Origin of the sequence: Vreelandella nanhaiensis, from assembly GCF_003990185.1 — a bacterium.
GTDB classification, from domain to species: Bacteria; Pseudomonadota; Gammaproteobacteria; order Pseudomonadales; family Halomonadaceae; genus Vreelandella; species Vreelandella nanhaiensis.
Genome location: NZ_RZHF01000004.1, coordinates 16,031 through 38,436 on the forward strand (window position 1 = coordinate 16,031; position 22,406 = coordinate 38,436).

Annotated in this window: 21 protein-coding genes; 12 read left to right on the forward strand and 9 right to left on the reverse strand. The window is 56.1% G+C overall.

The window, feature by feature from the left end:
- Positions 1 to 69 precede the first annotated feature (69 nt).
- Positions 70 to 504, reverse strand: a complete 435-nt coding sequence (locus ELY38_RS00450; RefSeq protein ID WP_127059565.1) for a secondary thiamine-phosphate synthase enzyme YjbQ — start codon at positions 502 to 504, stop codon at positions 70 to 72.
- 268 nt (positions 505 to 772) lie between these two features.
- Between ELY38_RS00450 and ELY38_RS00455 the strand changes: the two genes are divergently transcribed.
- Positions 773 to 1,309, forward strand: a complete 537-nt coding sequence (locus ELY38_RS00455) for a lipocalin family protein (protein WP_127059566.1) — start codon at positions 773 to 775, stop codon at positions 1,307 to 1,309.
- Here ELY38_RS00455 and ELY38_RS00460 read toward each other — a convergent pair.
- The gene (locus tag ELY38_RS00460; RefSeq protein WP_127059567.1) at positions 1,272 to 2,237 is read right to left on the reverse strand and encodes a LysR family transcriptional regulator; all 966 of its coding nucleotides are present in this window, start codon (positions 2,235 to 2,237) and stop codon (positions 1,272 to 1,274) included. The two genes, ELY38_RS00455 and ELY38_RS00460, sit on opposite strands and share 38 nt — an antisense overlap.
- 113 nt (positions 2,238 to 2,350) lie before the next feature.
- Here ELY38_RS00460 and ELY38_RS00465 point away from each other — a divergent pair, with 113 nt between their 5' ends.
- Positions 2,351 to 3,424, forward strand: coding sequence for a tartrate dehydrogenase (locus tag ELY38_RS00465; protein ID WP_127059568.1), 1,074 nt, complete (start codon positions 2,351 to 2,353; stop codon positions 3,422 to 3,424).
- Positions 3,425 to 3,586: 162 nt separating this feature from the next.
- Positions 3,587 to 4,615, forward strand: coding sequence for an SMP-30/gluconolactonase/LRE family protein (locus ELY38_RS00470; RefSeq protein WP_127059569.1), 1,029 nt, complete (start codon positions 3,587 to 3,589; stop codon positions 4,613 to 4,615).
- A gap of 133 nt (positions 4,616 to 4,748) precedes the next feature.
- Here the strand turns inward: ELY38_RS00470 and wrbA are convergent, their stop codons facing one another.
- Positions 4,749 to 5,348: an NAD(P)H:quinone oxidoreductase gene (gene wrbA / locus ELY38_RS00475; protein WP_127059570.1), complete on the reverse strand. Its 600-nt coding sequence runs from the start codon at positions 5,346 to 5,348 to the stop codon at positions 4,749 to 4,751.
- A 206-nt stretch (positions 5,349 to 5,554) separates the two neighbouring features.
- On the opposite strand from wrbA, the gene ELY38_RS00480 reads away from it, so the two are divergent.
- The 7 genes from ELY38_RS00480 to ELY38_RS00510 all read left to right on the forward strand — a co-directional run bounded on the left by ELY38_RS00480 (position 5,555) and on the right by ELY38_RS00510 (position 11,505).
- On the forward strand, positions 5,555 to 5,995 hold the full coding sequence (locus ELY38_RS00480) for a hemerythrin domain-containing protein (RefSeq protein WP_127059571.1): 441 nt from the start codon (positions 5,555 to 5,557) through the stop codon (positions 5,993 to 5,995).
- 180 nt (positions 5,996 to 6,175) lie between these two features.
- Positions 6,176 to 7,162 (forward strand): succinylglutamate desuccinylase, encoded by a 987-nt coding sequence (locus tag ELY38_RS00485; RefSeq protein ID WP_127059572.1) that lies wholly within the window; start codon positions 6,176 to 6,178, stop codon positions 7,160 to 7,162.
- Positions 7,163 to 7,378: 216 nt separating this feature from the next.
- Positions 7,379 to 8,149, forward strand: a complete 771-nt coding sequence (locus ELY38_RS00490; protein WP_422822302.1) for an ABC transporter ATP-binding protein — start codon at positions 7,379 to 7,381, stop codon at positions 8,147 to 8,149.
- 14 nt (positions 8,150 to 8,163) lie between these two features.
- Positions 8,164 to 8,865, forward strand: coding sequence for an ABC transporter permease (locus tag ELY38_RS00495; RefSeq protein WP_127059574.1), 702 nt, complete (start codon positions 8,164 to 8,166; stop codon positions 8,863 to 8,865).
- Between the two features lies 1 nt (position 8,866).
- Positions 8,867 to 9,598, forward strand: coding sequence for an ABC transporter permease (locus ELY38_RS00500; protein ID WP_127059575.1), 732 nt, complete (start codon positions 8,867 to 8,869; stop codon positions 9,596 to 9,598).
- A gap of 132 nt (positions 9,599 to 9,730) precedes the next feature.
- Positions 9,731 to 10,501, forward strand: a complete 771-nt coding sequence (locus ELY38_RS00505) for a transporter substrate-binding domain-containing protein (RefSeq protein ID WP_127059576.1) — start codon at positions 9,731 to 9,733, stop codon at positions 10,499 to 10,501.
- A gap of 212 nt (positions 10,502 to 10,713) precedes the next feature.
- Positions 10,714 to 11,505, forward strand: coding sequence for a TraX family protein (locus tag ELY38_RS00510; protein ID WP_127059577.1), 792 nt, complete (start codon positions 10,714 to 10,716; stop codon positions 11,503 to 11,505).
- A 56-nt stretch (positions 11,506 to 11,561) separates the two neighbouring features.
- Here the strand turns inward: ELY38_RS00510 and ELY38_RS00515 are convergent, their stop codons facing one another.
- Positions 11,562 to 12,683, reverse strand: coding sequence for a 5-(carboxyamino)imidazole ribonucleotide synthase (locus ELY38_RS00515; RefSeq protein ID WP_127059578.1), 1,122 nt, complete (start codon positions 12,681 to 12,683; stop codon positions 11,562 to 11,564).
- 11 nt (positions 12,684 to 12,694) lie between these two features.
- Positions 12,695 to 13,210 (reverse strand): 5-(carboxyamino)imidazole ribonucleotide mutase, encoded by a 516-nt coding sequence (gene purE / locus ELY38_RS00520; protein WP_127059579.1) that lies wholly within the window; start codon positions 13,208 to 13,210, stop codon positions 12,695 to 12,697.
- A 210-nt stretch (positions 13,211 to 13,420) separates the two neighbouring features.
- Here purE and ELY38_RS00525 point away from each other — a divergent pair, with 210 nt between their 5' ends.
- The gene (locus ELY38_RS00525) at positions 13,421 to 13,693 is read left to right on the forward strand and encodes an XRE family transcriptional regulator (RefSeq protein WP_126950272.1); all 273 of its coding nucleotides are present in this window, start codon (positions 13,421 to 13,423) and stop codon (positions 13,691 to 13,693) included.
- Between the two features lie 81 nt (positions 13,694 to 13,774).
- Here ELY38_RS00525 and ELY38_RS00530 read toward each other — a convergent pair whose 3' ends face one another.
- From ELY38_RS00530 to ilvD, 3 genes are all read right to left on the reverse strand, one after another.
- Complete coding sequence (locus tag ELY38_RS00530; protein ID WP_127059580.1) at positions 13,775 to 13,954, reverse strand: hypothetical protein; 180 nt, start codon at positions 13,952 to 13,954, stop codon at positions 13,775 to 13,777.
- Positions 13,955 to 14,090: 136 nt separating this feature from the next.
- Positions 14,091 to 15,287: a chromate efflux transporter gene (chrA, locus tag ELY38_RS00535; protein WP_127059581.1), complete on the reverse strand. Its 1,197-nt coding sequence runs from the start codon at positions 15,285 to 15,287 to the stop codon at positions 14,091 to 14,093.
- Positions 15,288 to 15,572: 285 nt separating this feature from the next.
- Positions 15,573 to 17,258, reverse strand: a complete 1,686-nt coding sequence (ilvD, locus tag ELY38_RS00540; RefSeq protein ID WP_127059582.1) for a dihydroxy-acid dehydratase — start codon at positions 17,256 to 17,258, stop codon at positions 15,573 to 15,575.
- Between the two features lie 157 nt (positions 17,259 to 17,415).
- Between ilvD and recC the strand changes: the two genes are divergently transcribed.
- Entirely contained in the window at positions 17,416 to 21,024 is a 3,609-nt protein-coding gene (recC, locus tag ELY38_RS00545) for an exodeoxyribonuclease V subunit gamma (RefSeq protein ID WP_127059583.1), read from the forward strand.
- A 50-nt stretch (positions 21,025 to 21,074) separates the two neighbouring features.
- Here the strand turns inward: recC and pncB are convergent, their stop codons facing one another.
- A complete protein-coding gene (pncB, locus tag ELY38_RS00550) occupies positions 21,075 to 22,253 on the reverse strand; it encodes a nicotinate phosphoribosyltransferase (RefSeq protein ID WP_127059584.1) in 1,179 nt (392 codons plus the stop codon).
- Between the last annotated feature and the right edge of the window lie 153 nt (positions 22,254 to 22,406).

Below are 22,406 nucleotides of genomic sequence, written 5' to 3' on the forward strand. Positions count from 1 at the left end.
CTATTCAACTAAGATCACTTCGGAATAAATAAAAAAGCATAGCCGCGAGCTAAAAAGCCTAATAGCTTCTTAAAGATCTAGTGCCTCGCAGCCATTCAAGGTAGTCAATATACGCCGCGACCCGCCTTGGTCGCGGTGTTCGCCCAGCCAAATGCCTTGCCACGTGCCGAGCGCTATACGCCCATCGCGCACGGCTAACGTTAATTGAGTCCCCAAAAAACTTGCCACAACATGGGCTGGCATATCATCCGGCCCTTCAAGAGTATGGCGAAAGTAATCAAGCCCGTCGGGTACCAGCCTGCGCATAAAGGTGTCCAGGTCATGACGAACATCTGGGTCGGTATTTTCATTAAGCGTTAACGATGCCGAGGTGTGCATTAACTGCAGATGCAACATCCCCACACTGCACTCGGACAAACACGGCAGCGCATGCACCACCTCATCAGTAATAAGATGAAAGCCGCGTGCCAATTCCGGTAGATGAATTTCCTGCTGATGCCACATAAAACACTCCTTTGTCTTTTACCGCGTCAGGAGCACGTCAAAGCGCGCCCTTCTTGTCAGGTTCACTTCACCATAGCCTAATCGCAGGGCTAAGATACCCGTCATTGCGATTAGTTTTCTTCATGGCTGGCACGCACTATGCAAATATGGCTTGGGTGAGATATATCCCTACATCGTTTACCCGCCCATAATGTTTTGGGGTATGCCAGTTGTAACGACTTTATGACACAGCCGCCTTAACAGCGGCTGCTCGCAGGGAAGGCATATAATGAAACATCTGCTTGGAAGCAGCATCACCAGCTTGCTTATTCTTACCGGCTGTACCGGCATCCCCGACGGTACCGAACCGGTCACAGGCTTTGAGCTTGAACGCTATCTGGGCCAATGGTACGAGATTGCCCGGTTGAACCACTCATTTGAAGAGGGTCTTGATTGCGTTACGGCGACCTATAGCCTGCGCGATGACGGTGGCGTACGCGTTATCAACCGTGGCTACAACCTGGAAAAGCAGGCCTGGGAGGAAGCCGAAGGTCGCGCCTACTTTATTGATGAAGAAAACGTAGGCCGCTTGAAGGTCAGTTTTTTTGGCCCCTTCTACAGCGGCTACAACATCCTTGAGCTGGATGATGACTATCAGTGGGCGCTGGTATCCGGCCCTGATCGCGACTACCTGTGGATTTTATCGCGCACGCCTGAGCTGGATAACGATACTGAAACCGCCCTGCGCCAGCGCGCCGCCGAGCTGGATTTTCCAACCGACGAACTGATTACTGTGGAGCATGGGAACGCCTGCCCGGATCATTAAATGCGTCAGCCTCGGGTAACGGTGGCACCCGCCCGGCAATCTCCCGCTCCAGGTAATCAATAAACGCGCGAAGCCGGGTGGGCACATGTCTACGCTGTTCAAAAACAGCGTAGAAATCAGCCCGCACGCCCTGCCAGCCGGGCATTAACGGGCGAAGCGCACCGCTGGCTAGATGCTCGCTTGCATCCCACCAAGAGCGCAGCATGATACCGTGCCCATCCAAAGCCAAGCGGGTAATCACTTCTCCATCATTACTCGCCAGCCGCCCGCCGACCTTTACCGACTGAACATCACCGGGCTTGCCGCAGCGCTCAAAACGCCAAAGCGGAAAATCCGTGTCGTTCTCCCGGATCACCAGACACGCCTGCCTTCCCAGATCCGCCGGGGTAGCCAATGGCGGCATCCGGGCAATATAGCCAGGTGCAGCACACAGCACGCGTCGATTGGCGAGAATAGGCCGGGCGATCAGACGCGAGTCCGGCGGCTCGCCAATACGAATGCCTATATCAAAGCCGTGATCGCTCAGGTTAAGCGGAAAATTGGTCAGCTCCAACCAACCGTCAACCTTCTTGTGAGCCGAGCAAAACGTGGATAGCAGCGGAGCAATATGCCGTCTGCCAAAGCCAAAAGTTGCGTTTACCCGCAGCCGCCCGCCCAGCGCATGGCGCTGGTTATCACCCAGTGAATTTTCAAGCTCTCCCAGCTCATCCAGAATCAGCGCCCCACGAGCCAGATAGCGCTCGCCCTCCATCGTGAGCGTTAGCCGCCGCGTCGTGCGCGCTGCAAGCTCCACCCCCAGACGTGCTTCCAACTGTTTTAACCGCTTGCTTACCGCTGACAGCGAAAGCCCCAGCTCGCGGGCCGTCGCGGTTAAGCTGCCGGCTCGGGCCAGCTGTTGAAAAAACGCCAGATCATCTAACGCCGACATAGATTCTCTACTTTCAGGCAACAATAGCTTGCATGGTAACCTGATTATTTTCATTGCCATAGCCACTACACTTAGCTTGTCGTTATCCTCTCAACAAGAAGTCAGGAGTTCACATGGCCCACCGTATTGCAGTCATTGCCGGCGACGGTATTGGTACTGAAGTGATGCCCGAAGGCCTGCGCGCCCTCGAAGCCGCTGCCAAGCGTTTTGATATTGCCCTTGAGTTCACCACCTTTGAGTTCGGCAACTGCGATTACTACCTGGAGCACGGCAAGATGATGCCGGACGACTGGTTTGAACAGCTTAAGGATTTCGATGCGCTGTTCTACGGCGCAGTGGGCTGGCCTGACAAGGTGCCTGACCATATTTCGCTCTGGGGGTCGCTGCTGCAGTTTCGTCGCCAGTTCGACCAGTACATCAACCTGCGCCCCTGTAAACTGATGCCCGGTATCAAAAGCCCCCTTGCCGGTCGCGAGCCGGGCGATATCGACTTTTACGTGGTACGCGAAAATACCGAAGGTGAATACTCAAGCATCGGCGGCAAGATGTTCGAAGGTACCGAGCGCGAAATTGTCATTCAGGAAACCGTGATGAGCCGCACAGGCGTTGACCGGGTGCTGAAGTACGCGTTTGACCTAGCGCAAACTCGCCCACGTAAAAAGCTCACCTCGGCGACCAAATCCAACGGTATCTCCATCACCATGCCCTACTGGGATGAGCGCGTGCTGGAAATGGCCAAACAGTATCCGGAAATCAACGTCGATAAATTCCATATCGATATCCTGACCGCCAATTTTGTCCTGCACCCGGACTGGTTCGACGTGGTAGTCGGCAGCAACCTGTTTGGCGATATTCTTTCCGACCTGGGCCCGGCGTGTACCGGCACCATCGGTATTGCGCCTTCAGCTAACATCAACCCCGAAGGCAAGTTCCCCAGCCTGTTCGAACCAGTACACGGCAGCGCCCCGGATATCGCAGGCAAGGGTATCGCCAACCCGATTGGCCAGATCTGGTCTGGCGCCATGATGCTTGAACACCTTGGCTATAAAGAAGCCAGTGATGCGATGGTGGCGGCGATTGAAAACGTGCTCTCCGAAGGTGATCAGAACGTACTCACCGGTGATATTGGCGGGAAGGGCACCACCAAAACGCTGGGCGAAGCGATTGCTGACGCCATTGCCCAATAACGTTTATTTGTCATGATAACCAGCTGCCCGAATGAAATATGTCGGGCAGCCGTATGCATGACTTATAGCAGCTTATGTTCTACCTTTTGTTTGAGACAGTATTTAAGACAGTTTCGGATTCGCTTCTCCAATAGCGCTAATAACAAAAGCTAGGACAATCCCATGAAACTTGGACGTCGTCAGTTCCTCTCGGCAACGGCTGGCTTAGCCGCTGTCGGTACGTCACCTTCACTCTTTGCTTTTCAAACTTCACAGGGCGCTGTTCCTGATCGCTACCCTATTGAGGCCTGGAAAGTCGAAGATCCACGATTCAATGATTACATGATTTTCAATAGCCCCCTGGAACGCCACTGGAGCGGGGGGCTATGGACAGAAGGGCCGGCATGGAATGCCGTGGGACGCTACGTTGTATTCAGTGATATCCCTCGGGCCCTGCAAATGCGCTGGGACGAAGCGACCGATCAGGTCAGTGTTTTAAGACACAATGTTGGGTACTCCAACGGCAATACGTTCGATCACCAAGGACGACTCGTGTCTTGCGAACACCACCCGTCACGCGTATTACGCTACGAATGGGATGGCGCTACCACGGTGCTGGCTGAGCGCTATCAGGGTAAACCACTGAACGCGCCTAACGATTTAGTGGCACTGCCTTCCGGTGGTGTGATCTTCACCGACCCAGGATATGGCGCTCATTTCGACTACGAGGGTAAAAAGCGCGCCTTGGAGCTCGAAACAGCGATCTATTACGTCGATGATAGCCTTGATGAGCCGATCAAGCTCACCGAGGACATCCATAAACCCAATGGAATCGTGCTGGCCCCCGATGGTCGCGGGTTCTACGCCAGCGATAGCGCTCCAACCCACTTTGAAGAGCCGGCCCGGATCATTCGCTGGTCGCTTAGCGAGGATGGGCGAAGCGTTAGCGACCGGCAAGTGATTGTCACCAGTGAAGACACGATTTTCGACGGCATGGCCTGCGATATGGACGGCAATATTTGGTCGAGTGCCAACGGTGGCGAAGGCATCGACGGCGTAGTGGTATTCTCGCCGGAAGGAGATCTTTTAGGGCGTGTACTACTGCCTGAGGTTTGCTCCAACGTGTGCTTCGTCGGCAAGGATCGCAATCGCCTGTTCATGACGGCCAGTCAATCTGTCTACACCGTTTACACAGCGACTCGCGGAGCGTAGATATTGACGATATCTCCGGCCCTACAGCTCTACATTGGGTTTGGACCGACGATGCTCGCGTACAGGCTATAATAGAGCCTCACTAGATTTAGCTAGTGAGGCTTTCGCTTTACAAGCTATTAAAGTTTAGCGATTACCCAGCTAACTTCGCCGCAATTTTTGCGACATGCTCGCCCTGAAAACGGGCGAGTTTCAACTCGCGTTCGCTGGGCTGGCGGGAGCCGTCGCCACCGGCAATCGTTGCAGCGCCGTAAGGGTTGCCACCGCTCACCTCTGAAATATCGAACTGCTCTTCAATGCCGTAGCCGATAGGCACGATCACCATGCCGTGGTGGGCAAGCGTCGTCCAGGTAGATGTGACCGTCATCTCTTCGCCACCGCCCGTACCCGTTGAGGTAAACACGCTAGCTACTTTTCCGCGCAGTGCGCCGCTTGCCCATAATCCGCCCGTCTGATCCAGGAAAGTACGCATCTGGCCTGACATATTGCCAAAACGGGTGGGCGTGCCAAAAATAATCGCGTCGTAATCGGCAAGCTCTTGAGGAGTGGCTTCCGGCGTATCGTAATCCTGCTTGCCACCTGCACTTTTAAAAGCATCCTGAGGCATGGTTTCAGGCACTCGCTTAACAGCTACCTCCACGCCATCTACCCTCTTCGCGCCTTCAGCAACGGCCTTAGCCAGGGTGTCAACATGGCCATACATGGAATAGTAAAGTACCAATACCTTCGACATTGTTTACTCCTTCAAACTGTGTTCTAGAGGCTTTAACGGCATTCCCTACGGGAATAACTACACCATAGCCTAGCGTGAAGCTTATAAAAGCGAAGGTTTTCATCCACTCCTTCCGATTCTTTCGAAGGCCCTTTCCTTGCGCAGATAGAAAGCTACGACTAGTTTTTAACAATTGATTTTGTTGTAAATGAGAAGGAACTCATAAAATGACCATTTTTGATGCTCTGCGCAAAGACCATGACCTTCAACGTGACCTACTGGCCCGCTTGATCGAAACCCATGGCGACAGCGAAGAGCGCGATACGCTCTACAAGCAGGTAAAACACGAGCTGCAACATCACGCGGCGGCCGAAGAAAGAACGTTTTATATCCCGCTGATGGAGCTGGACCTGACCCAGGACAAGGCCCGTCATAGCGTTGCCGAACATCATGAAATAGATGAGCTGCTCGAACAGTTGGATAGCACCGAGTACAGCGCTTCAAGCTGGCTGACCTACGCCAAGCAACTACAGCACCTGGTGACTCACCACCTGGATGAAGAAGAGCAGGAAGTCTTCCAACTGGCCGGGCGCGGTCTGGAAAACGCGCAGAAAACTTCGTTTGCCGATGACTATCAAGAAGAGATGCAGCGCTTGCGTGCCGGGTAACATTTCCACTGATTCATAGGTACTACTCTTTCAAACGCCCGTACTTATGCGGGCGTTTCAGTGTCTGGCCTTACACCCAGACACCCGCCTTTTTCATAACCACGACGTCAACGCTTGCCTAGCCCTATGGGCATGTTAAACATGACACGTAGATATTTAACTAATAACAAGAGGCCGCACATGCTGGAGCACTGGTTCGACTGGATGCTTGATGGACAACCGCCCGCACAGCAACGTGGCCAATTTGCCAGTGGCAGTTATCAGCTTCACGCCCCAGGGGTGATGGAGCTTGTGCCTGATACCTTAACGCCCAATGCGCACAGCTGCGTTTTTTCAGCGGCCATTCACGGCAATGAAACCGCACCAGTTGAGCTGCTGGGCAGCTGGCTCAGCGCTTTGGAAGCAGGCACCATCAAGCTTGGCGCCCCAGTCCTGGTGATACTTGGCAATATTCCCGCCTTGCGCGCTCAGAAGCGCTTTATCGATACCAACCTTAACCGTCTTTTTAAACGTGACCTGGCAGACAGCGGCGCAGAGCCTGATCGCGCCCGGGAGCTGATGGCCGCCGTGGATCAATTTTTTGCCACACATGAGGCGCTACCCAAACTGCACTACGATTTGCATACCGCTATTCGGGGCAGTCTTTACCCACGCTTTGTAGTCGAGCCTTTTTCCAGCACGGCCACCACGCCTGAGCAATGGCAGTGGTTGGCGGCTGCCGATATGCAGGCGGTACTTCATCAGCATCAGACAAGCTGGACGTTTTCACACTACAGCAGGCACTACCATCAAGCCCAGGCATTTACGTTTGAGCTAGGCCGTGTGGCGCCTTTCGGCCAAAACAATATGACGGCCCTTGCTCCCATGCAGGCGCTGCTAACCACGCTGAGTGAAGGTAAAATACCGCCACGGCAATCCCCGAGTAACATGACGTTTTTCCGGGTGCAGCATGAACTGATGCGCCAAGCCGAGGATTTTACGCTCTGTTTTGATACCCATACGCCCAACTTCAGCCGATTTGAACCGGGCACCCGCTTGGCCTGTGATAGCGTGGCGGGGGATTTCATTGTGGGTGATACTCCTTTACACGTGGTGTTTCCCAATGCCAGCGTGGAGATAGGCGCCAGAGCGGCGCTTTTGGTAGCGCCGACTCAAACTGCATCTTGAATCAAAAAAACTTTATTAGCTTTTTAATAACAACAACCTAGAGGCCATTCACTGCCCCAGCATGCGTCGCATTTAGCAGGCTCCCTACATTTATCGTATAAGGAAAGCACGCAATTTCTGCTGGGCCTGATAGAATCGCCACTTTTTCGCGCCAGCCGCACTAAAGCCTTCGCCAATTAAACGCGTTGCTACCGCGGCAACTTTGTACTGGAGCCTATGTTTATGGCCGCTACCCCTCTTGAAGTGCGTAATATCAAAAAGCGCTTTGGCGATACCGAAGTCCTGAAAGGTCTCTCACTCGAAGCACAAAAAGGTGATGTGATCACACTGATTGGCGCTTCAGGGTCAGGCAAGAGTACCTTTTTGCGTTGCATGAACCTGTTGGAGCAGCCCGACGAGGGCGAGATTATTCTCCACGGCGACTCTATTCGGTTTAAGCAGACCCGGCACGGGCGCGAACCAGCCGATATGAAACAGGTCGTGCAAATGCGCGCCAAGCTATCGATGGTATTTCAGAACTTCAATCTCTGGGCGCACATGACGTTGCTTGAAAACATCATAGAAGCGCCGATCCATGTACTGGGTAAATCCAAGAAAGAGGCAACCGAGCACGCCTATGTACTGCTGGAACGTGTGGGCTTGACCGCACGCGCCCATGCCTACCCGGCGCAAATGTCTGGTGGCCAGCAGCAGCGCGGCGCTATTGCCCGCGCGCTTGCCATGGACCCTGAGGTGATGCTGTTTGATGAGCCCACCTCAGCACTTGACCCGGAGCTTGTAGGCGATGTGCTCAAGGTCATGCGCGATCTGGCCAATGAGGGGCGCACCATGGTAGTGGTCACCCACGAGATGAGCTTTGCCCGAGATGTTTCAAGCCAGGTGATCTACCTTCATCAGGGGTTGGTCGAGGAGGCCGGCACGCCAGGTGAGGTTCTGGGCAACCCGCAGTCGCCACGGCTAAAACAGTTTCTTACCCCTAATTACTGATCTGCGAGGCTACCATGCTGGATTTGCAAGGGTACGGGCCCCGATTGATCGAAGGCGCCGGGGTCACCGTCCAACTGGCCGTTTTATCGCTGCTTTTGGCCATTACGCTAGGGCTTTTTACCGCCACGGCCAAAATGTCACGCAACTGGTTGCTGCACGGTATCGCGACCGTCTACACCACCCTGATTCGTGGTGTACCGGACCTGGTACTGATGATGCTGTTGTTCTACGGTGGTCAAATTGGCGTTAACGCCATCAGTGATATTCTTTACTACGATTTCGAGATTGATCTTTATATCAATTTTAATGCCTTCGCCGCTGGAGTGTTGACCATCGGGTTTATTTTTGGCGCCTACATGGGTGAAACCTTCCGGGGCGCTTTCATGGCGGTGGATAACGGCCAGGTAGAGGCAGGCAAGGCCTACGGCATGAGTAGCGCCTTGGTGTTTCGCCGCATTCGCTTTCCACAGATGATGCGCCATGCGCTGCCGGGGCTTTCCAACAACTGGATGGTGCTGCTTAAAACAACCGCGCTCGTTTCGGTGATCGGCCTGACCGATATGGTTCGTGTAGCAGCGGAAGCTTCTCGAGCCACTCACGAGCCGTTTGTGTTTTTAATTCCTGTAGCGGTTGCCTACCTGTTGATTGCCAGCGTCTCAGAGTGGATCTTCGCCCGGCTGCAAAAGCGCTACGATATCGGCTTCGGGGAGCATTGACATGCCAGATATTTCCGCTTGGTTTAATGACCTTCTATCCGGCAATCTGATCTTTACGCCCACTACGCTGGGTTATTACTGGACCGGGCTTGTTACCACTACTCAGCTGGTATTTCTATCGCTGGTGATTGGCCTGGTACTCGCCGTACCGTTGGCTATCATGCGCAGCTCCCGGCGTAAATGGATCAGTCTACCCGTATACGTTTACACCTACGTATTTCGCGGTACCCCGCTGCTGGTTCAGCTGTATATTATTTACTATGGTGTGGTGTTTTTTGACGGGATTCAGCAAAGCTTTCTATGGCCTATCTTCCGTGAGGCGTTCTACCCGGCGCTGATCGCTTTTACGCTAAACACCGCCGCCTATACCACCGAGATTTTCCGAGGCGCCATCAAGGCAACGCCCAAAGGTGAAATCGAAGCGGCACGCGCTTACGGTATGTCTCAGGGTTTGATGATGCGGCGTATTATTATCCCCAGCGCTTTTCGCCGTGCCCTGCCCGCCTACGGTAATGAGGTGATTTTCATGCTTCATGCCAGCGCCATTGCAAGCGTGGTGACCCTAATGGATCTGACCGGCGCCGCCCGGTATGTCTATTCACGGTTTTATACGCCCTTTGAACCGTTTTTGTTCGTGGCGCTTATCTATCTCTGTCTTACGTTTGCCATCCTGTTCTTCTTCCGCTTTCTGGAGAAGAAATTACTGGCTCACCTTAAGCCACAAACCCTTTGAACGGTCAGGCTTAAGCACAAGCGTCAAACAAACGTTGGTTCACACGATGTTTTTCTCTTTTCGCCAACCTCAACCTGGGTTACGTTAAAGAGGATTACTTTGTGTGAACCTGTTTTACAACGGAGTTTAATAATGAAAAAACTGCTATCGGTTTCCTTGATCGGTTTGACTGTCGCTGCGGCCTCTACTGCCCAAGCTCGCGACTACGATCACGTGCGTATTGGCGTTGATGTTCCTTACGTGCCGATGGAGTACCGCACGGCTGAAGGCGACCTGACCGGTTTCGACATTGATCTCGGCAACGCCATGTGCGAACAAATCGGCGTGACCTGCGAGTGGATCGAGCAAGAGTGGGACGGCATCATCCCCGGCCTTCTGTCACGCAACTATGACGCCGTCATGTCCTCCATGACGATCAACGACGAGCGTCGACAGCAGGTTCTGTTCTCCGACCCCTACATCACCATGCCGTCAGCCTGGTTTGCGGCAAGTGATCTGGATATCGACGAAGCCAATGAAGAGACCCTTGAAGGTCTGACCATCGGTGTTCAGCGCGGCACGCTTCAGGACAACTACGTTACTGATAAATACAGCAGCGTGGCCAATATCAGCCGTTACTCCACTGCCGATGATATGGTGTTGGATATGGACGCGCAACGTCTGGATATCGTCTTCCTCGACTTCCCGATCGGCCAGTCAACGCTGGTAGAAAACGACAACGGTGACTACACCATCGTCGGCGAGCAAATCACCGAGCCTAAAGAATACTTTGGCGATGGTTTTGGTATTGCCTTCCGTCAGCGTGATGAGGCGCTTGCCGAGAAATTTAACGAGGCACTCGCCACGCTGAAAGAAGACGGCACCTATGACGAGATTTACGCTCGCTACTTCGGCGAGAAGTAATCTTTACCCTCCCCGGCTTCGCCCGGGGAGGTTCTCACCTTATTTCTCCCCTGCATTCATCCTTTCTCACCCCTTGCCTGATATTTACCGCTTTTTGGGCGTTTATCGCCGCTCGGTTTTGCCTGGCTTGCTCTCAAGATGAACAAATTCAGTGAACTAGCCGTGCTACTATCAGTCTTTCAAAGCAGGCTAGTGACCAACAGGGAGGTTTTATGGCTAATGCATTGTCACCGTTACGACCCTCTTCCCACTGGACGGGATGGGGCCAGTGGCTCGCGCTGATCACCATGACGGTAGATCATCTTACCCGCTACGTACTCCCTTGGGATTTGAGCTGGGCAGGCTCTTCCATCGGCCGAATTGCCTTTCCGTTATTTGCCGCCATGGTGGCCTGGCATGGGCTGTTCAATACACGTAATCCACTGCGCTATTCACGGCGCATTCTCATCATTGGCCTAGTGGCACAAGTACCTTACATGCTGATGCCGCGGGCCTCCGACGCACTGATTCTTAACGTCTGCTTTACTCTGGCCAGCGGCTTGGCCTTGGGCACGCTGGTTCGCCAAGGCTGGCAGCATTACCAGCGAGAAACGCTGGGGTTTGGCTGGCTTCTGCTAGGAGCGGCGGTGGGAGTCACGCTTTGGTACCTGCTGGGTTTCTGGGTAGAGTACGGCCACAACGGCCTGCTGCTAATTCCGCTATTCATGTTTGCCATGCACGCGCTCAGCCAGTCGGACACGCATTTTCAGGCGCGTTTGTGGGCAGGGCTTGCCGCATTCCCGGTACTTTGGATCGCCGGGCAGATGAACGCCTCGGATATGGCCAAATCGTTTACCGTGGGTACTTGTGTCCTGGTGCTGATACTCGCCGCAGGCGCAGCTCGCCGCATCCCTGCTGTGCAACTTGCCATGCCACGCAGGCTCTGGCTTGCCTGGTATCCCGGACATTTCGCATTAATCGCCCTGTGGCTACTGGTTAGCGGCCGGGTTGCCTTGGGCTGGTAGGTTTCAAGCGTGCCTATAAAACAAAAAAGCCGCCTCACATAGAGGCGGCTTTTGCATTACAGCGTGTTGGTAAAACTCCACTCGACCGGTGGGGCATCCGGCAGCAGCGCCTGACAGGCACGGACTTTTTCCAGCAGCTCCGTATGGGTAGCCGCCACCACGTTAACGTGGGCCAGCTTGCGCCCTGCCCGCTCGGCTTTGTCGTAACGGTGCAGGTGCGTATTGGCAAGCGCCAGCATGGCCGCGTTGTCACCTTCCCGGCCGATCACGTTGACCATGCAGGTGGGCGCAATAGCCTGGGTGCTGCCCAGCGGCAGCCCCTGAACGGCCCGCAGGTGGTTCTCAAACTGGCTGGTCACCGCGCCATCCATTGTCCAGTGGCCAGAATTATGCACCCGTGGCGCCATTTCATTAGCGAGCAGGCTGCCATCGCGAGTCTGGAACAGCTCAAGAGCCAACACGCCCACGTAATCCAGCTCATCCAACAAGGTGCGAATATACGTATCGGCGGTTTGTTGCATCTGAACGTCCAGGTCCGGCAAGGGCGCGACCGAGTAACGCAGAATACCGTCCACGTGCTGGTTTTCCGCCATGGGGTAGAAAACCACCTCGCCGTCGCGGCCGCGTACAGCAATCATCGATACTTCACGAACAAAATCGACAAACGCTTCAACGACCAGCTGCGCATGACCAATACTTTGCCAAGCTGCGGCCGCCTCTTCAGGCGCCTTTAATACCGCCTGGCCTTTACCGTCGTAACCTTCAGTGACGGATTTCGCCACCACCGGGCAGCCAAGCTCACGGGCAGCGGCTTCAAGCTGCTCGGCGCTTTCTACTACACGGTACGCCGGGGTGGGGATATTCAAGCGATCAAACAGGGCCTTCTCTTCAACCCGGTTCTGGCATACCTCAATCGCCCGGCTGCTGGGGTAAACTGGCTTGTGCTTTTCGATCTCCTGCACAAGCGTCACCGGCAGATGCTCGAACTCATAGGTCACGACATCGACCTTGGCGAGAAACTCGGCCAAGTGCTGATTATCCGGATCGACAATAACCTCACCAACACCCGCGCTGGGGCTGCCCGTGGTATCTAGGAAGGTAAACCGGTTGCCCAGCGGATAACCCGCCAGCGCCAGCATGCGGCCTAGCTGGCCCGCGCCTAAAACGCCAATGTTCATCTGGTGTCTCCTTATTCTGCATCCGGCGCAGGGCGCGGGTCCGGGTTATCCAGTACCAGTTGGGTCTGTTCGGTACGAAAGGCTTCGACGGCATCGCGCACGGCGCTGTCTTGCAAGCCAACAATCTGCGCGGCGAGAAGACCCGCATTGGTAGCACCGGCCTTGCCAATCGCCAGCGTACCGACCGCAATGCCACCTGGCATCTGGGCGATAGACAGCAACGAATCAAGACCTTTCAGCGCCTTGGACTCAACCGGCACACCCAGCACGGGCAGCGGCGTTTGCGATGCCACCATGCCCGGCAGGTGGGCTGCGCCCCCGGCACCTGCCACAATCACCTGCAGGCCACGTTCAGCAGCACTTTTTGCATAGTCAAACAGCAAGTCGGGCGTTCGGTGGGCGGAAACCACGCGCGTTTCATAGGCAACGCCCAAACGCTCCAGCATCGTCACCGCATGCTCCATCACCGGCCAATCAGATTTGGACCCCATGATGACGCCCACTTTGGGTGCGCTATTCGACGACATGCCATTTCTCCCCGGCCACTGGCCTTATAAAATGATAAAAGTGCCGCACGCCGACAGAGGCTGTGCACATAAAAATAAGGCGAATAGTTTACCAGAGCTGGGGCGCAAACGGGTGTTCGCAAATGTCGTGAAATTTTCATCAAATTAAATATTGAAAAGCACCTGTGTTGGCGGCATTGTGTACATGTCATTTCAGACCTATGGAGTCACATGAGTACGGCATACTCAACTGCTCGCGCAGAAACGCTGGATCCTCCGCGAAGCAGCCCTGACCTCGATGTCAGGGACCTAGAAAAACGCACGCGTCTGATGCGCATCATTACGCGTTTGATTGCAGTTTCAGATCTTGGAAGCCGGGAAATCGCCCGCCAGGCAGGGCTCCCAGTGCAAAAGGTAAGCGACCTGCTCGCCGGCCGGCTTGAGCACCTGGATATTGATGAACTCAATGTCCTGCGTCGAACACTAGAATTGGAGGCGCCATAGCAGCAGCCCTCCTTTGACCCAATCGACAAACGCCTCGCAAATGCGAGGCGTTTTTAATTGCATCAATTAGCAGGCAGCCATCTAGTCTTCCCGCTGCTCGAACTCTTCCGCAGCCTGAATCGCTTCTTTCTCAGAAGTATGTTCAGAAACCACAACCTCATTTTCCGGCTGGGATACATCCACCACTTGCCAGCCAGTAATAGTCTCTTTCAGGTCGCTGACATCAAACACAGGATCGATACGGGCTTGTCTGGTAGACATTCTACTCTCCTCAGGTTTACGATAATTGGCGTATTACCAGCGTAGAAGACAAAACCATCAAGGGAAAAGGTACTGGGCCGCTTTTGATTAATGGCAAAGTCAGGTGTAAACGTTCGGCCCGAAGAATCCCCCTTACCTATAGCGTCGATATAAACAGACCGCCGAACGCAACCATTACAACTACCGCCCAGGCGGGAAGTTTCCACACTGTCAGCAGCAAAAAGCCTGTTAGCGCCAGGGCAAATTCATAAGGCCCTATCACGGCGCTCGTCCATACCGGCTGATAAAGCGCCGCCCCCAGAATTCCTACCACCGCTGCATTGGCGCCGCGCATTAGCGCCTGAGCACTGTCCCACTGACGAAAGCGGTTCCAAAATGGCAGCACACCCACCAAGAGTAAAAACCCAGGTACAAAGATTGCCAGCAGGGCCAATAACGCCCCGGCCAGGCCATTAATACCCGGCACGAGCGCCCCTAAATAAGCCGCAAAGGTAAACAGCGGCCCTGGTATTGCCTGCGCCGCCCCGTAGCCGGTTAAAAACGCATCCGGCGTTACCCAGCCTGACTGCACCACTTCGGCTTCCAGCAAAGGCAGTACCACATGCCCACCGCCAAATACCAGCGCCCCTGAGCGGTAAAACGCGTCGATAAGATCCAGCCAAATAGCGCTTCCCGCCAACAGCGGCAGTATAATCAGCAGCCCCGCAAAGAGACCCAGCGCTATGACGCCTACAAAACGCGACACTCCAAAGTGAAGCGCCGCGTTTTGTGAAGCAGCAGCGGCTTCGCGACACATCACCAAACCCACCAGGCCACCGAGCACAATGGCACTTACCTGACCAAGCGGTCCACTTACCCCTACTACCGTCAACACGGCCAGCAGCGCAATACCTGCGCGGGTTTTATCGGGGCACAGGTTACGCGCCATGCCCCACACCGCGTGAGCCACAATGGCTACCGCAGCTACTTTCAAGCCGTGAATAATGCCACTGGCAAGCGGGCCATCCAGCAGCGCTGCCCCAAGTGCAAACAGCAGCAGCACAAGCGCCGAAGGCAGTGTGAAGGCAAGCCATGCAGCCCCCGCCCCCCAGGGCCCTGCGCGCAGTAGCCCTATGGCAAAGCCCACCTGGCTGCTCGCCGGGCCGGGTAAAAACTGACAGAGTGCGACCAAATCCGCATAGGCAGTCTCAGAAAGCCAGCGACGGCGCTCTACAAATTCGGTACGAAAATAGCCCAGATGCGCCACAGGCCCGCCAAAGGAAGTCAAACCGAGCAACAAGAAAACTCTGAAGACTTCGCCGATATGGGCACGGGCGGCCATTTGTTGCGTCATGGCACCGGTTCCTTGAAAGAAAAGGCCAAGCATAAACGTCACGTTTGACACGGTGATGACAATGAATGAATAAAAGAAACAACGCTAAGACTGAGTGATGCACAATCCGTAGCGCGTGGTAACGTTTTGCGAGGCACGAGCAAATAAGGCACCCGCGGGAGGCGGCGCTAAGCCACCTTGGCCGTACCACCAAACCCAACCCCGGCAGCGTCCCGCGGGTGCGCTGGCGCTTATCACGCGCTACGTAATAGCGCTTGCCCCGGCCCCGTGAACGAGGGGCAGTCCTTATTCGCTTTGGTCGGTGACCGCGCCGGTGCTAGCCGAGCTTACCAGCCTTGCATACTTGGCTAGCACACCGCGGGTATAGCGCGGTTCTGGCCGCTGCCAGGCTGCCTTACGGCGCATTAATTCGTCGTCAGCCACATGCATCTCGATGGTATCCGCCTCGGCATCAATGGTGATGCGGTCACCATTTTCCACCAGCGCCAGCGGGCCGCCTTCAAACGCCTCTGGCGATACGTGGCCCACCACAAAACCGTGGCTGCCGCCGGAGAAGCGTCCATCGGTAATCAGCGCGACGTCATTGCCCAGGCCGCGCCCCATGATCGCGGAGGTGGGCGTGAGCATTTCGCGCATGCCGGGGCCGCCTTTGGGGCCTTCATAGCGAATCACTACTACATCGCCTGCCACCACGGTGCCGTCGTTAATGCGCGCTTGGGCTTCTTCTTCAGAGCCGAACACCCGCGCCGTACCTGAAAAGCGTACGCCCTCTTTGCCGGAAATTTTAGCCACCGCACCTTCCGGCGCCAGGTTGCCGTACAGAATCCGCAGATGGCTTTCGGCTTTAATCGGCTTATCCAGCGGCGCGATGATTTGCTGGTCGTCAGGGTAAGGTGCAACGTCCGCCAGGTTTTCCGCCAGCGTATTGCCGGTCACCGTTAAGCAGTCGCCATGCAAAAGACCTGCGGCTAACAGGTTCTTCATCAGTGGCTGAATACCGCCCAGGGCAACAAGCTCACTCATCATGTAGTGGCCGCTAGGACGAAGATCCGCCACTACCGGCACTCGCTTACCGATTTCAGTAAAGTCGGCAAGCGTCAGCTCAACACCGATAGTGCGCGCCATGCCGATAAGGTGCAGTACCGCGTTGGTAGAGCCGCCCAGGGCAATCACTACGGTAATCGCGTTCTCAAACGCCTTGCGGGTCATGATGTCCGAAGGCTTGATATCCCGGGCCAGCAGTTCAAGCACCGCCTCGCCCGCGGCTTTACAGTCGTCGCGCTTTTCCTGGGAAATCGCGTTTTGTGCTGAGCTGCCCGGCAGGCTTATGCCTAGTGCTTCGATAGCTGATGCCATGGTGTTGGCAGTGTACATACCACCACAGGAGCCGGGGCCGGGAATCGCGGTTTCCTCAATCTGCTTGAGTTCGATCAAGTCCATATCACCCCGCGAGTGGGCACCCATGGCCTCAAACACCGAGACGATATCGGTATGCCCCTTGCCCGGCATAATCGTGCCGCCATACACAAACACGCTGGGGCGATTCAAGCGCGCCAGCCCCATCACACAGCCCGGCATGTTCTTATCACAACCGCCAATGGCCACCAGGCCATCAAAGCCTTCGCAGCCCGCCACAGTCTCGATAGAATCCGCGATGACCTCCCGCGAGACGAGCGAGTACTTCATGCCTTCAGTTCCGTTGGCAATGCCGTCAGAAATGGTGATGGTATTGAAAATAACGCCTTTACCACCCGCGGCATCGGCGCCATCACGGGCTTGTTCAGCAAGCTCACCGATATGGCTGTTACACGGCGTCACCATGCTCCAGGTAGAGGCCACGCCCACCTGGGGCTTTTTGAAATCAGCGTCGTTAAATCCTACCGCGCGCAGCATGGCGCGACTGGCGGCTTTACCCACGCCATCAACCACCGGGGCGGAATGGCGGCGAGTATGGTTCGGTGTATCGGTCATGGGGCACTCTCTTGCGTTATTCACGGTGTAAACACAGCTTGAGGTGTTATTCATCATCCCGCAATACGTTTAACTTATGGCACCATAGTACTTGTCTTAAGTACTGTGTCTTAAGCACTGTGTCTTATCGCTACTCCCGTGAAGGAAATACCGCCGCATGTCGCCACCCTCCCTGCTTGCCAATACATCGTCCCTTACGCCGGGTTTTATGGTGGTTCATGCCAACCGCCTGGAAGACCTGCGCGGGCTGGCGGTGGAGTGGATGCGCCTTCACCCGTTAGGCCCGCTTGAGAACGAGACAATTCTGGTACAGAGCAACGGCATCGGGCAGTGGCTAAAACTGGCCTTGGCGGAAGACCCAGCGCAAGGCGGGGCTGGCATCGCGGCGGCGCTGAACGTTACGCTACCCGCACGCTTTTTATGGCAGGCCTACCGCACAGTGTTAACGCATTTCACCGGCGACGCCCAGGCGGTGCCTGAAACCTCGCCGTTTGATAAGTCGCGTTTGGTATGGCGCCTGCTGCGTTTACTGCCCAGCCTGGCTGAGAAGCCCGCCTTTGCCCCGTTGGCCCGGTTTCTGGAAACCGACCGCGACCAGCGCAAGCATTATCAGTTGGCCGAGCGCTTGGCAGACTTGTTCGATCAGTACCAGGTGTACCGCGCCGACTGGCTTGAGGCCTGGGCACGGGGTGAGGACGTGCTGATCACCGCCCGCGGCGAAGCGCGCCCGTTGGATGAACACCAGCGCTGGCAGCCGGAGCTATGGCGTGCCCTACGCGACGACGTTTCCGTCACCCAGGGCGAGGCCGGCCTTAACAGCAGCCGCGCTCAGGTGCATAGCCGCTTTTTACAGGTCGCCGAACAGCTAAAAGGCCAGGGCTGCCCGCCGGGCTTACCCCGTCGGCTGATTATTTTTGGTATCTCATCGTTGCCCCAGCAAACGCTGGAAGCCCTGGCGGCGCTTTCGCGCTGCTGCCAGATCGTGCTGTGCGTGCATAACCCCTGTCAGTTTTACTGGGCGGACATCATCGAACACAAAGATTTGCTGCGCGCCAACCGCTACCGCCAGCAGCGCAAAACGGGCATGCCCGAAGCGCTGGACGTACTCGGCGATGGCGATGTGGACAGCGCCCTGCACCTGCATGCCCAGCCGCTCTTGGCGGCTTGGGGCAAGCAGGGGCGCGACTACCTGCGCCTGCTGGATGAGCACGACGATGCAGGCAACTATCAGACCCTGTTTGAGCAGCAGGCGCTGCGTATTGATATGTTCGAGCCGTTCAGCACACCGGAACACAGCTGCCTGCTCAGCCAGCTGCAAGATGATATCCGCGAGCTGCGCCCGGTGGCCGAAACTCAGTCCACTTGGCCTGCGGTTGATGTCACCCAAGACGACTCGATTGTGTTTCATATCGCCCATGGCCCCCAGCGCGAAGTGGAGATTCTTCACGACCAGCTGTTGGCCGCGTTCAGCGCCGACCCTGAACTACGCCCGCGGGATATCATCGTCATGGTGCCGGACATTGACCGCTACGCGCCGCATATTGAAGCGGTGTTTGGCCAGTATCGCTCAAGCTACCGCACCGCTGGCCGCGACGACCCGCGCTATATTCCCTATACGCTTTCAGACCAGGCCAGCCGCCACCGTCTGCCGCTGATGATTGCGCTTGAAAAGCTATTGCGCCTGCCGGAACTGCGCCTTTCGGTGAGTGACCTGCTTGACCTCTTGGATGTGCCCGCCCTGCGCGCCCGCTTCGGCATTGAAGAGCGCGATTTACCCACGCTGAACCGCTGGATTGAAGGTGCGGGCATCCGCTGGGGGCTAAACGCCCAGCAGCGCACCCAACTTGATTTACCCCAGGGCTTGAGCCAGAACACCTGGGCATTTGGCCTGCGCCGCTTGCTGTTGGGCTACACCGTGGGCATAGCCGATGCATGGCAGGGGATTGAACCGTTTGACGACATCGGCGGACTTGAAGCCTCGCTTGCCGGGCCCCTGGCAACGCTGCTTGAGAAGCTGGAAACCACCTGGGAGGTTTTCTGTAAGCCTACTACCGCAGCCAACTGGGTTATCCGGCTGCGCGAGCTGCTGGAAACCTTCTTTCTTACCGATGACGCCGAAGAAAGCGTGATGCTGACCCGGCTTGAAGGCGCGCTTCAGCAGTTATTCGACAGCACCGAAGAGGCTGAGCTTAACGATGATTTGCCGTTGTCCATGGTGCGCGAACACTGGCTCTCGCAAATTGATGAGCACAGCCTTTCCCAGCGCTTTCTGGCCGGGGCGATCAACTTCGCCACGTTAATGCCCATGCGTGCGATACCATTCAAGCGGGTGTGCCTGCTGGGCATGAACGATGGCGAATACCCACGCTCCCAGCCGCCGCTGGATTTCGACCTGATGGGCAGCGACTACCGCCCCGGCGACCGCTCCCGCCGGGAAGATGACCGCTACCTGTTTCTAGAAGCGCTGCTTTCCGCGCGCCAGCAGCTCTATATTAGCTGGGTGGGCCGCAGCCAGATCGACAACAATCCCATGCCCCCTTCGGTGCTGGTCGGCCAACTGCGTGACCACCTGGCTGCGGGCTGGATAAGCCAACACCAGGATCAAGAGCCGCTCATTGACGCGCTCACCACCGAGCACCCGCTGCAGCCATTCAGCCACCGCTATTTTGCCGCGGGCGCCAGCTCGTCATCGCAGGCACGGCTGTTTACCTATGCCCATGAGTGGCACGCGCTGCACGCCCCACAAGAGAGTGTTGATGAAAAACCAAGCGTTCTGCCCGCCTTTGAGCAGGAAATTCCGCTTACCCTGGCCCAGCTAGGCAGCTTTCTGCGCGAACCGGCCAAGGCGTTCTTTAATACCCGCCTGGGGGTTTATTTTGAGCAGGAGGTTCTTACCCAACTGGACGTTGAGCCGTTCGTGCTTAACGGCCTGCAGCACTGGCAGCTGCAGGACCAGCTGATTGCCGCCCAGCGACGCGCGGTGGATAATGGCGAGCCCCGCGAAGAGGCCATGTATGCCGCGCTTGAGCGCATCAAGGGCCAAGGCGTGCTTGCTGTAGGCGCCTTTGGCGAGCGCATGCGTGAATCGCTGGCCGAACCCATGCAGGCACTATTTGATGATTACCAGGATGCGCTTGCTGAATGGCCCTACCCGGAGGAAGCGCCTCAGGCGGTCACGTTTAGCGCCCATGCGCTTTCGATTAACGACTGGATTAACGAACTTCGCGTGGATGAGGACGGCAACCGCTGCCGCCTGCTGCTGGTCAGCAACAGCTTGATCAGCCAGGGACGCGGCCGTGGGCAGTACCGCTGGCAACATCTATTGCGACCCTGGGTGGCCCACCTGGCCGCCAACGCGGCATCGCCCATGACCACACAGCTTCTTTCCAAGGCAGGTCATGTGCGTTTTGCGCCGTTAGACGCGGAGGCCGCACAGGGTCACCTAAAAGCTATTTTGCAGTGCTGGCAGGATGGCATGGCAGCGCCCCTGCCGCTGGCGCCACAAGCGGCATTTGCCTGGTTGAGCAAAGAGGGCAATCAGGAAAGCACGCCCGAGAGCGACGCCTTCAGCGCAGCGGCAAACGCTTATGAAGGTGGCCGTTTTCAGACCGGTGAAGTGGCGCAAAGCGCCTACCTCGCCCGCCAATGGCCCAGCTTTGAGTCGCTATTTAACGCACGTACCGGCGAATCTACCGGCCAGGGCCACACCTTCGCCTCACTGGCAGAAGCGCTTTACGCGCCCCTATATCGCGCAGTGAAAGAATAGTACCGCGCGGTGAAAGAATAGTACCGCTCGGTAAAGGAATAGCGGTCCGCCTAATCTCGCTGGTTAACCAGAAATATCCGTTTGGCCAGCGAGATCATCTCCGGGTCGCCGGTGTTCTTTTCGGGCACATCAGAAAGCTTGATGACCGGCAGCCAGCCTTGGCCTTCCGGGCGCGCCTCGACCATCTTGATCACCATGTTCATGGGCTCCTCGCCAACATCGTTGGTGAAGTTGGTGCCGATACCAAACGCCATGCCGATACGGTCCTTGCAGAAGGCATGAATGCGCTCGATCTTTTCTGGGGTGAGTGCATCGGAAAAGATGATCGCCTTGCTCATCGGGTCAATGCCCAGGCGCTCATAATGAGCAATTGTCTGGGAGGCAAAATCGATAGGGTCGCCGCTATCGTGGCGCACGCCGTCGAACAGCTTGGCAAACTTCTTATCGAAGCTGTCGAAAAAGGCCCGCGTGGTAAACGTATCGGTTAGTGCAATGCCCAGGTCACCTCGGTACACATCCACCCAGTGCTCAAGGGCCAGGCTGTTGGCCATCTTGAAACCGAAACGGGCACCGTGGAACATGAACCATTCATGGGCATGGGTGCCGATCGGTTTGACGCCGTGGCGCATGGCTAGCAGCACATTGCTGGTGCCGGTAAACGATTCACCACCGTGATGGTGAAGCGCACCCACCACGCGGTCGTGAACATCAAAGGAGAAGCGTCGCCGGGTACCGAATTCAGCGATTTTGAGCCCCATGCGACGGTAAAGCTCGATCTTCTCCTGAGCTCGCTGCTCGATCACCGCATCCACTTCAGGCGTGACCGTAATCCCGCGCAGCCGATACCAAAGCTCGCTGATCAGCGCCATCAGCGGCACTTCCCAGAGAATGGTGCGATACCAGGGGCCTTCGATCACCACGGAGAGATCCGCCCCCTGCTGCTCGATGATGACCTCAGTGGGGTCGTACCGGAACCCGGCAAGAAAATCGAGATAGGTGGGGTCCAGATAGGGGCACGTGATTTCGAGGTAGCGCTTTTCTGCCTCGCTTAAGCGAAGCACCGCCATATTATCGACTTCACGGCGTAATGCAGCGCCGAACCCTTCCGGAAAGGCATGCTCGCCGCGATTAATGAAAGCGTAGCGCGCGTGGGCATACGGGAAGCGTTTAATCACGGCATTCTGCATCGTGATTTTGTAAAAGTCGTTATCCAGAAGCGAGGTCAGCATGGAGTCTCATCATCAACGTGAACAGAAGCCGCGGTAGCGTAAACCGATTGCCCCCAAAATGGCTAGCCGACAAGATTAGCAGGTGACGGCGCTGGCTCCCAGCCCAACCCGTTCGCCTGTGTCTTTTGCTCCCTAACGGCCATCGCGATATAG

What these genes read in the sequence shown, in the direction of transcription:
- ELY38_RS00450 (WP_127059565.1), bottom strand. Translation starts at nt 504, where the DNA reads ATGTGGCATCAGCAGGAAATTCATCTACCGGAATTGGCACGCGGCTTT.
- ELY38_RS00455 (WP_127059566.1), top strand. Translation starts at nt 773, where the DNA reads ATGAAACATCTGCTTGGAAGCAGCATCACCAGCTTGCTTATTCTTACC.
- ELY38_RS00460 (WP_127059567.1), bottom strand. Translation starts at nt 2,237, where the DNA reads ATGTCGGCGTTAGATGATCTGGCGTTTTTTCAACAGCTGGCCCGAGCC.
- ELY38_RS00465 (WP_127059568.1), top strand. Translation starts at nt 2,351, where the DNA reads ATGGCCCACCGTATTGCAGTCATTGCCGGCGACGGTATTGGTACTGAA.
- ELY38_RS00470 (WP_127059569.1), top strand. Translation starts at nt 3,587, where the DNA reads ATGAAACTTGGACGTCGTCAGTTCCTCTCGGCAACGGCTGGCTTAGCC.
- wrbA (WP_127059570.1), bottom strand. Translation starts at nt 5,348, where the DNA reads ATGTCGAAGGTATTGGTACTTTACTATTCCATGTATGGCCATGTTGAC.
- ELY38_RS00480 (WP_127059571.1), top strand. Translation starts at nt 5,555, where the DNA reads ATGACCATTTTTGATGCTCTGCGCAAAGACCATGACCTTCAACGTGAC.
- ELY38_RS00485 (WP_127059572.1), top strand. Translation starts at nt 6,176, where the DNA reads ATGCTGGAGCACTGGTTCGACTGGATGCTTGATGGACAACCGCCCGCA.
- ELY38_RS00490 (WP_422822302.1), top strand. Translation starts at nt 7,379, where the DNA reads ATGTTTATGGCCGCTACCCCTCTTGAAGTGCGTAATATCAAAAAGCGC.
- ELY38_RS00495 (WP_127059574.1), top strand. Translation starts at nt 8,164, where the DNA reads ATGCTGGATTTGCAAGGGTACGGGCCCCGATTGATCGAAGGCGCCGGG.
- ELY38_RS00500 (WP_127059575.1), top strand. Translation starts at nt 8,867, where the DNA reads ATGCCAGATATTTCCGCTTGGTTTAATGACCTTCTATCCGGCAATCTG.
- ELY38_RS00505 (WP_127059576.1), top strand. Translation starts at nt 9,731, where the DNA reads ATGAAAAAACTGCTATCGGTTTCCTTGATCGGTTTGACTGTCGCTGCG.
- ELY38_RS00510 (WP_127059577.1), top strand. Translation starts at nt 10,714, where the DNA reads ATGGCTAATGCATTGTCACCGTTACGACCCTCTTCCCACTGGACGGGA.
- ELY38_RS00515 (WP_127059578.1), bottom strand. Translation starts at nt 12,683, where the DNA reads ATGAACATTGGCGTTTTAGGCGCGGGCCAGCTAGGCCGCATGCTGGCG.
- purE (WP_127059579.1), bottom strand. Translation starts at nt 13,210, where the DNA reads ATGTCGTCGAATAGCGCACCCAAAGTGGGCGTCATCATGGGGTCCAAA.
- ELY38_RS00525 (WP_126950272.1), top strand. Translation starts at nt 13,421, where the DNA reads ATGAGTACGGCATACTCAACTGCTCGCGCAGAAACGCTGGATCCTCCG.
- ELY38_RS00530 (WP_127059580.1), bottom strand. Translation starts at nt 13,954, where the DNA reads ATGTCTACCAGACAAGCCCGTATCGATCCTGTGTTTGATGTCAGCGAC.
- chrA (WP_127059581.1), bottom strand. Translation starts at nt 15,287, where the DNA reads ATGACGCAACAAATGGCCGCCCGTGCCCATATCGGCGAAGTCTTCAGA.
- ilvD (WP_127059582.1), bottom strand. Translation starts at nt 17,258, where the DNA reads ATGACCGATACACCGAACCATACTCGCCGCCATTCCGCCCCGGTGGTT.
- recC (WP_127059583.1), top strand. Translation starts at nt 17,416, where the DNA reads ATGTCGCCACCCTCCCTGCTTGCCAATACATCGTCCCTTACGCCGGGT.
- pncB (WP_127059584.1), bottom strand. Translation starts at nt 22,253, where the DNA reads ATGCTGACCTCGCTTCTGGATAACGACTTTTACAAAATCACGATGCAG.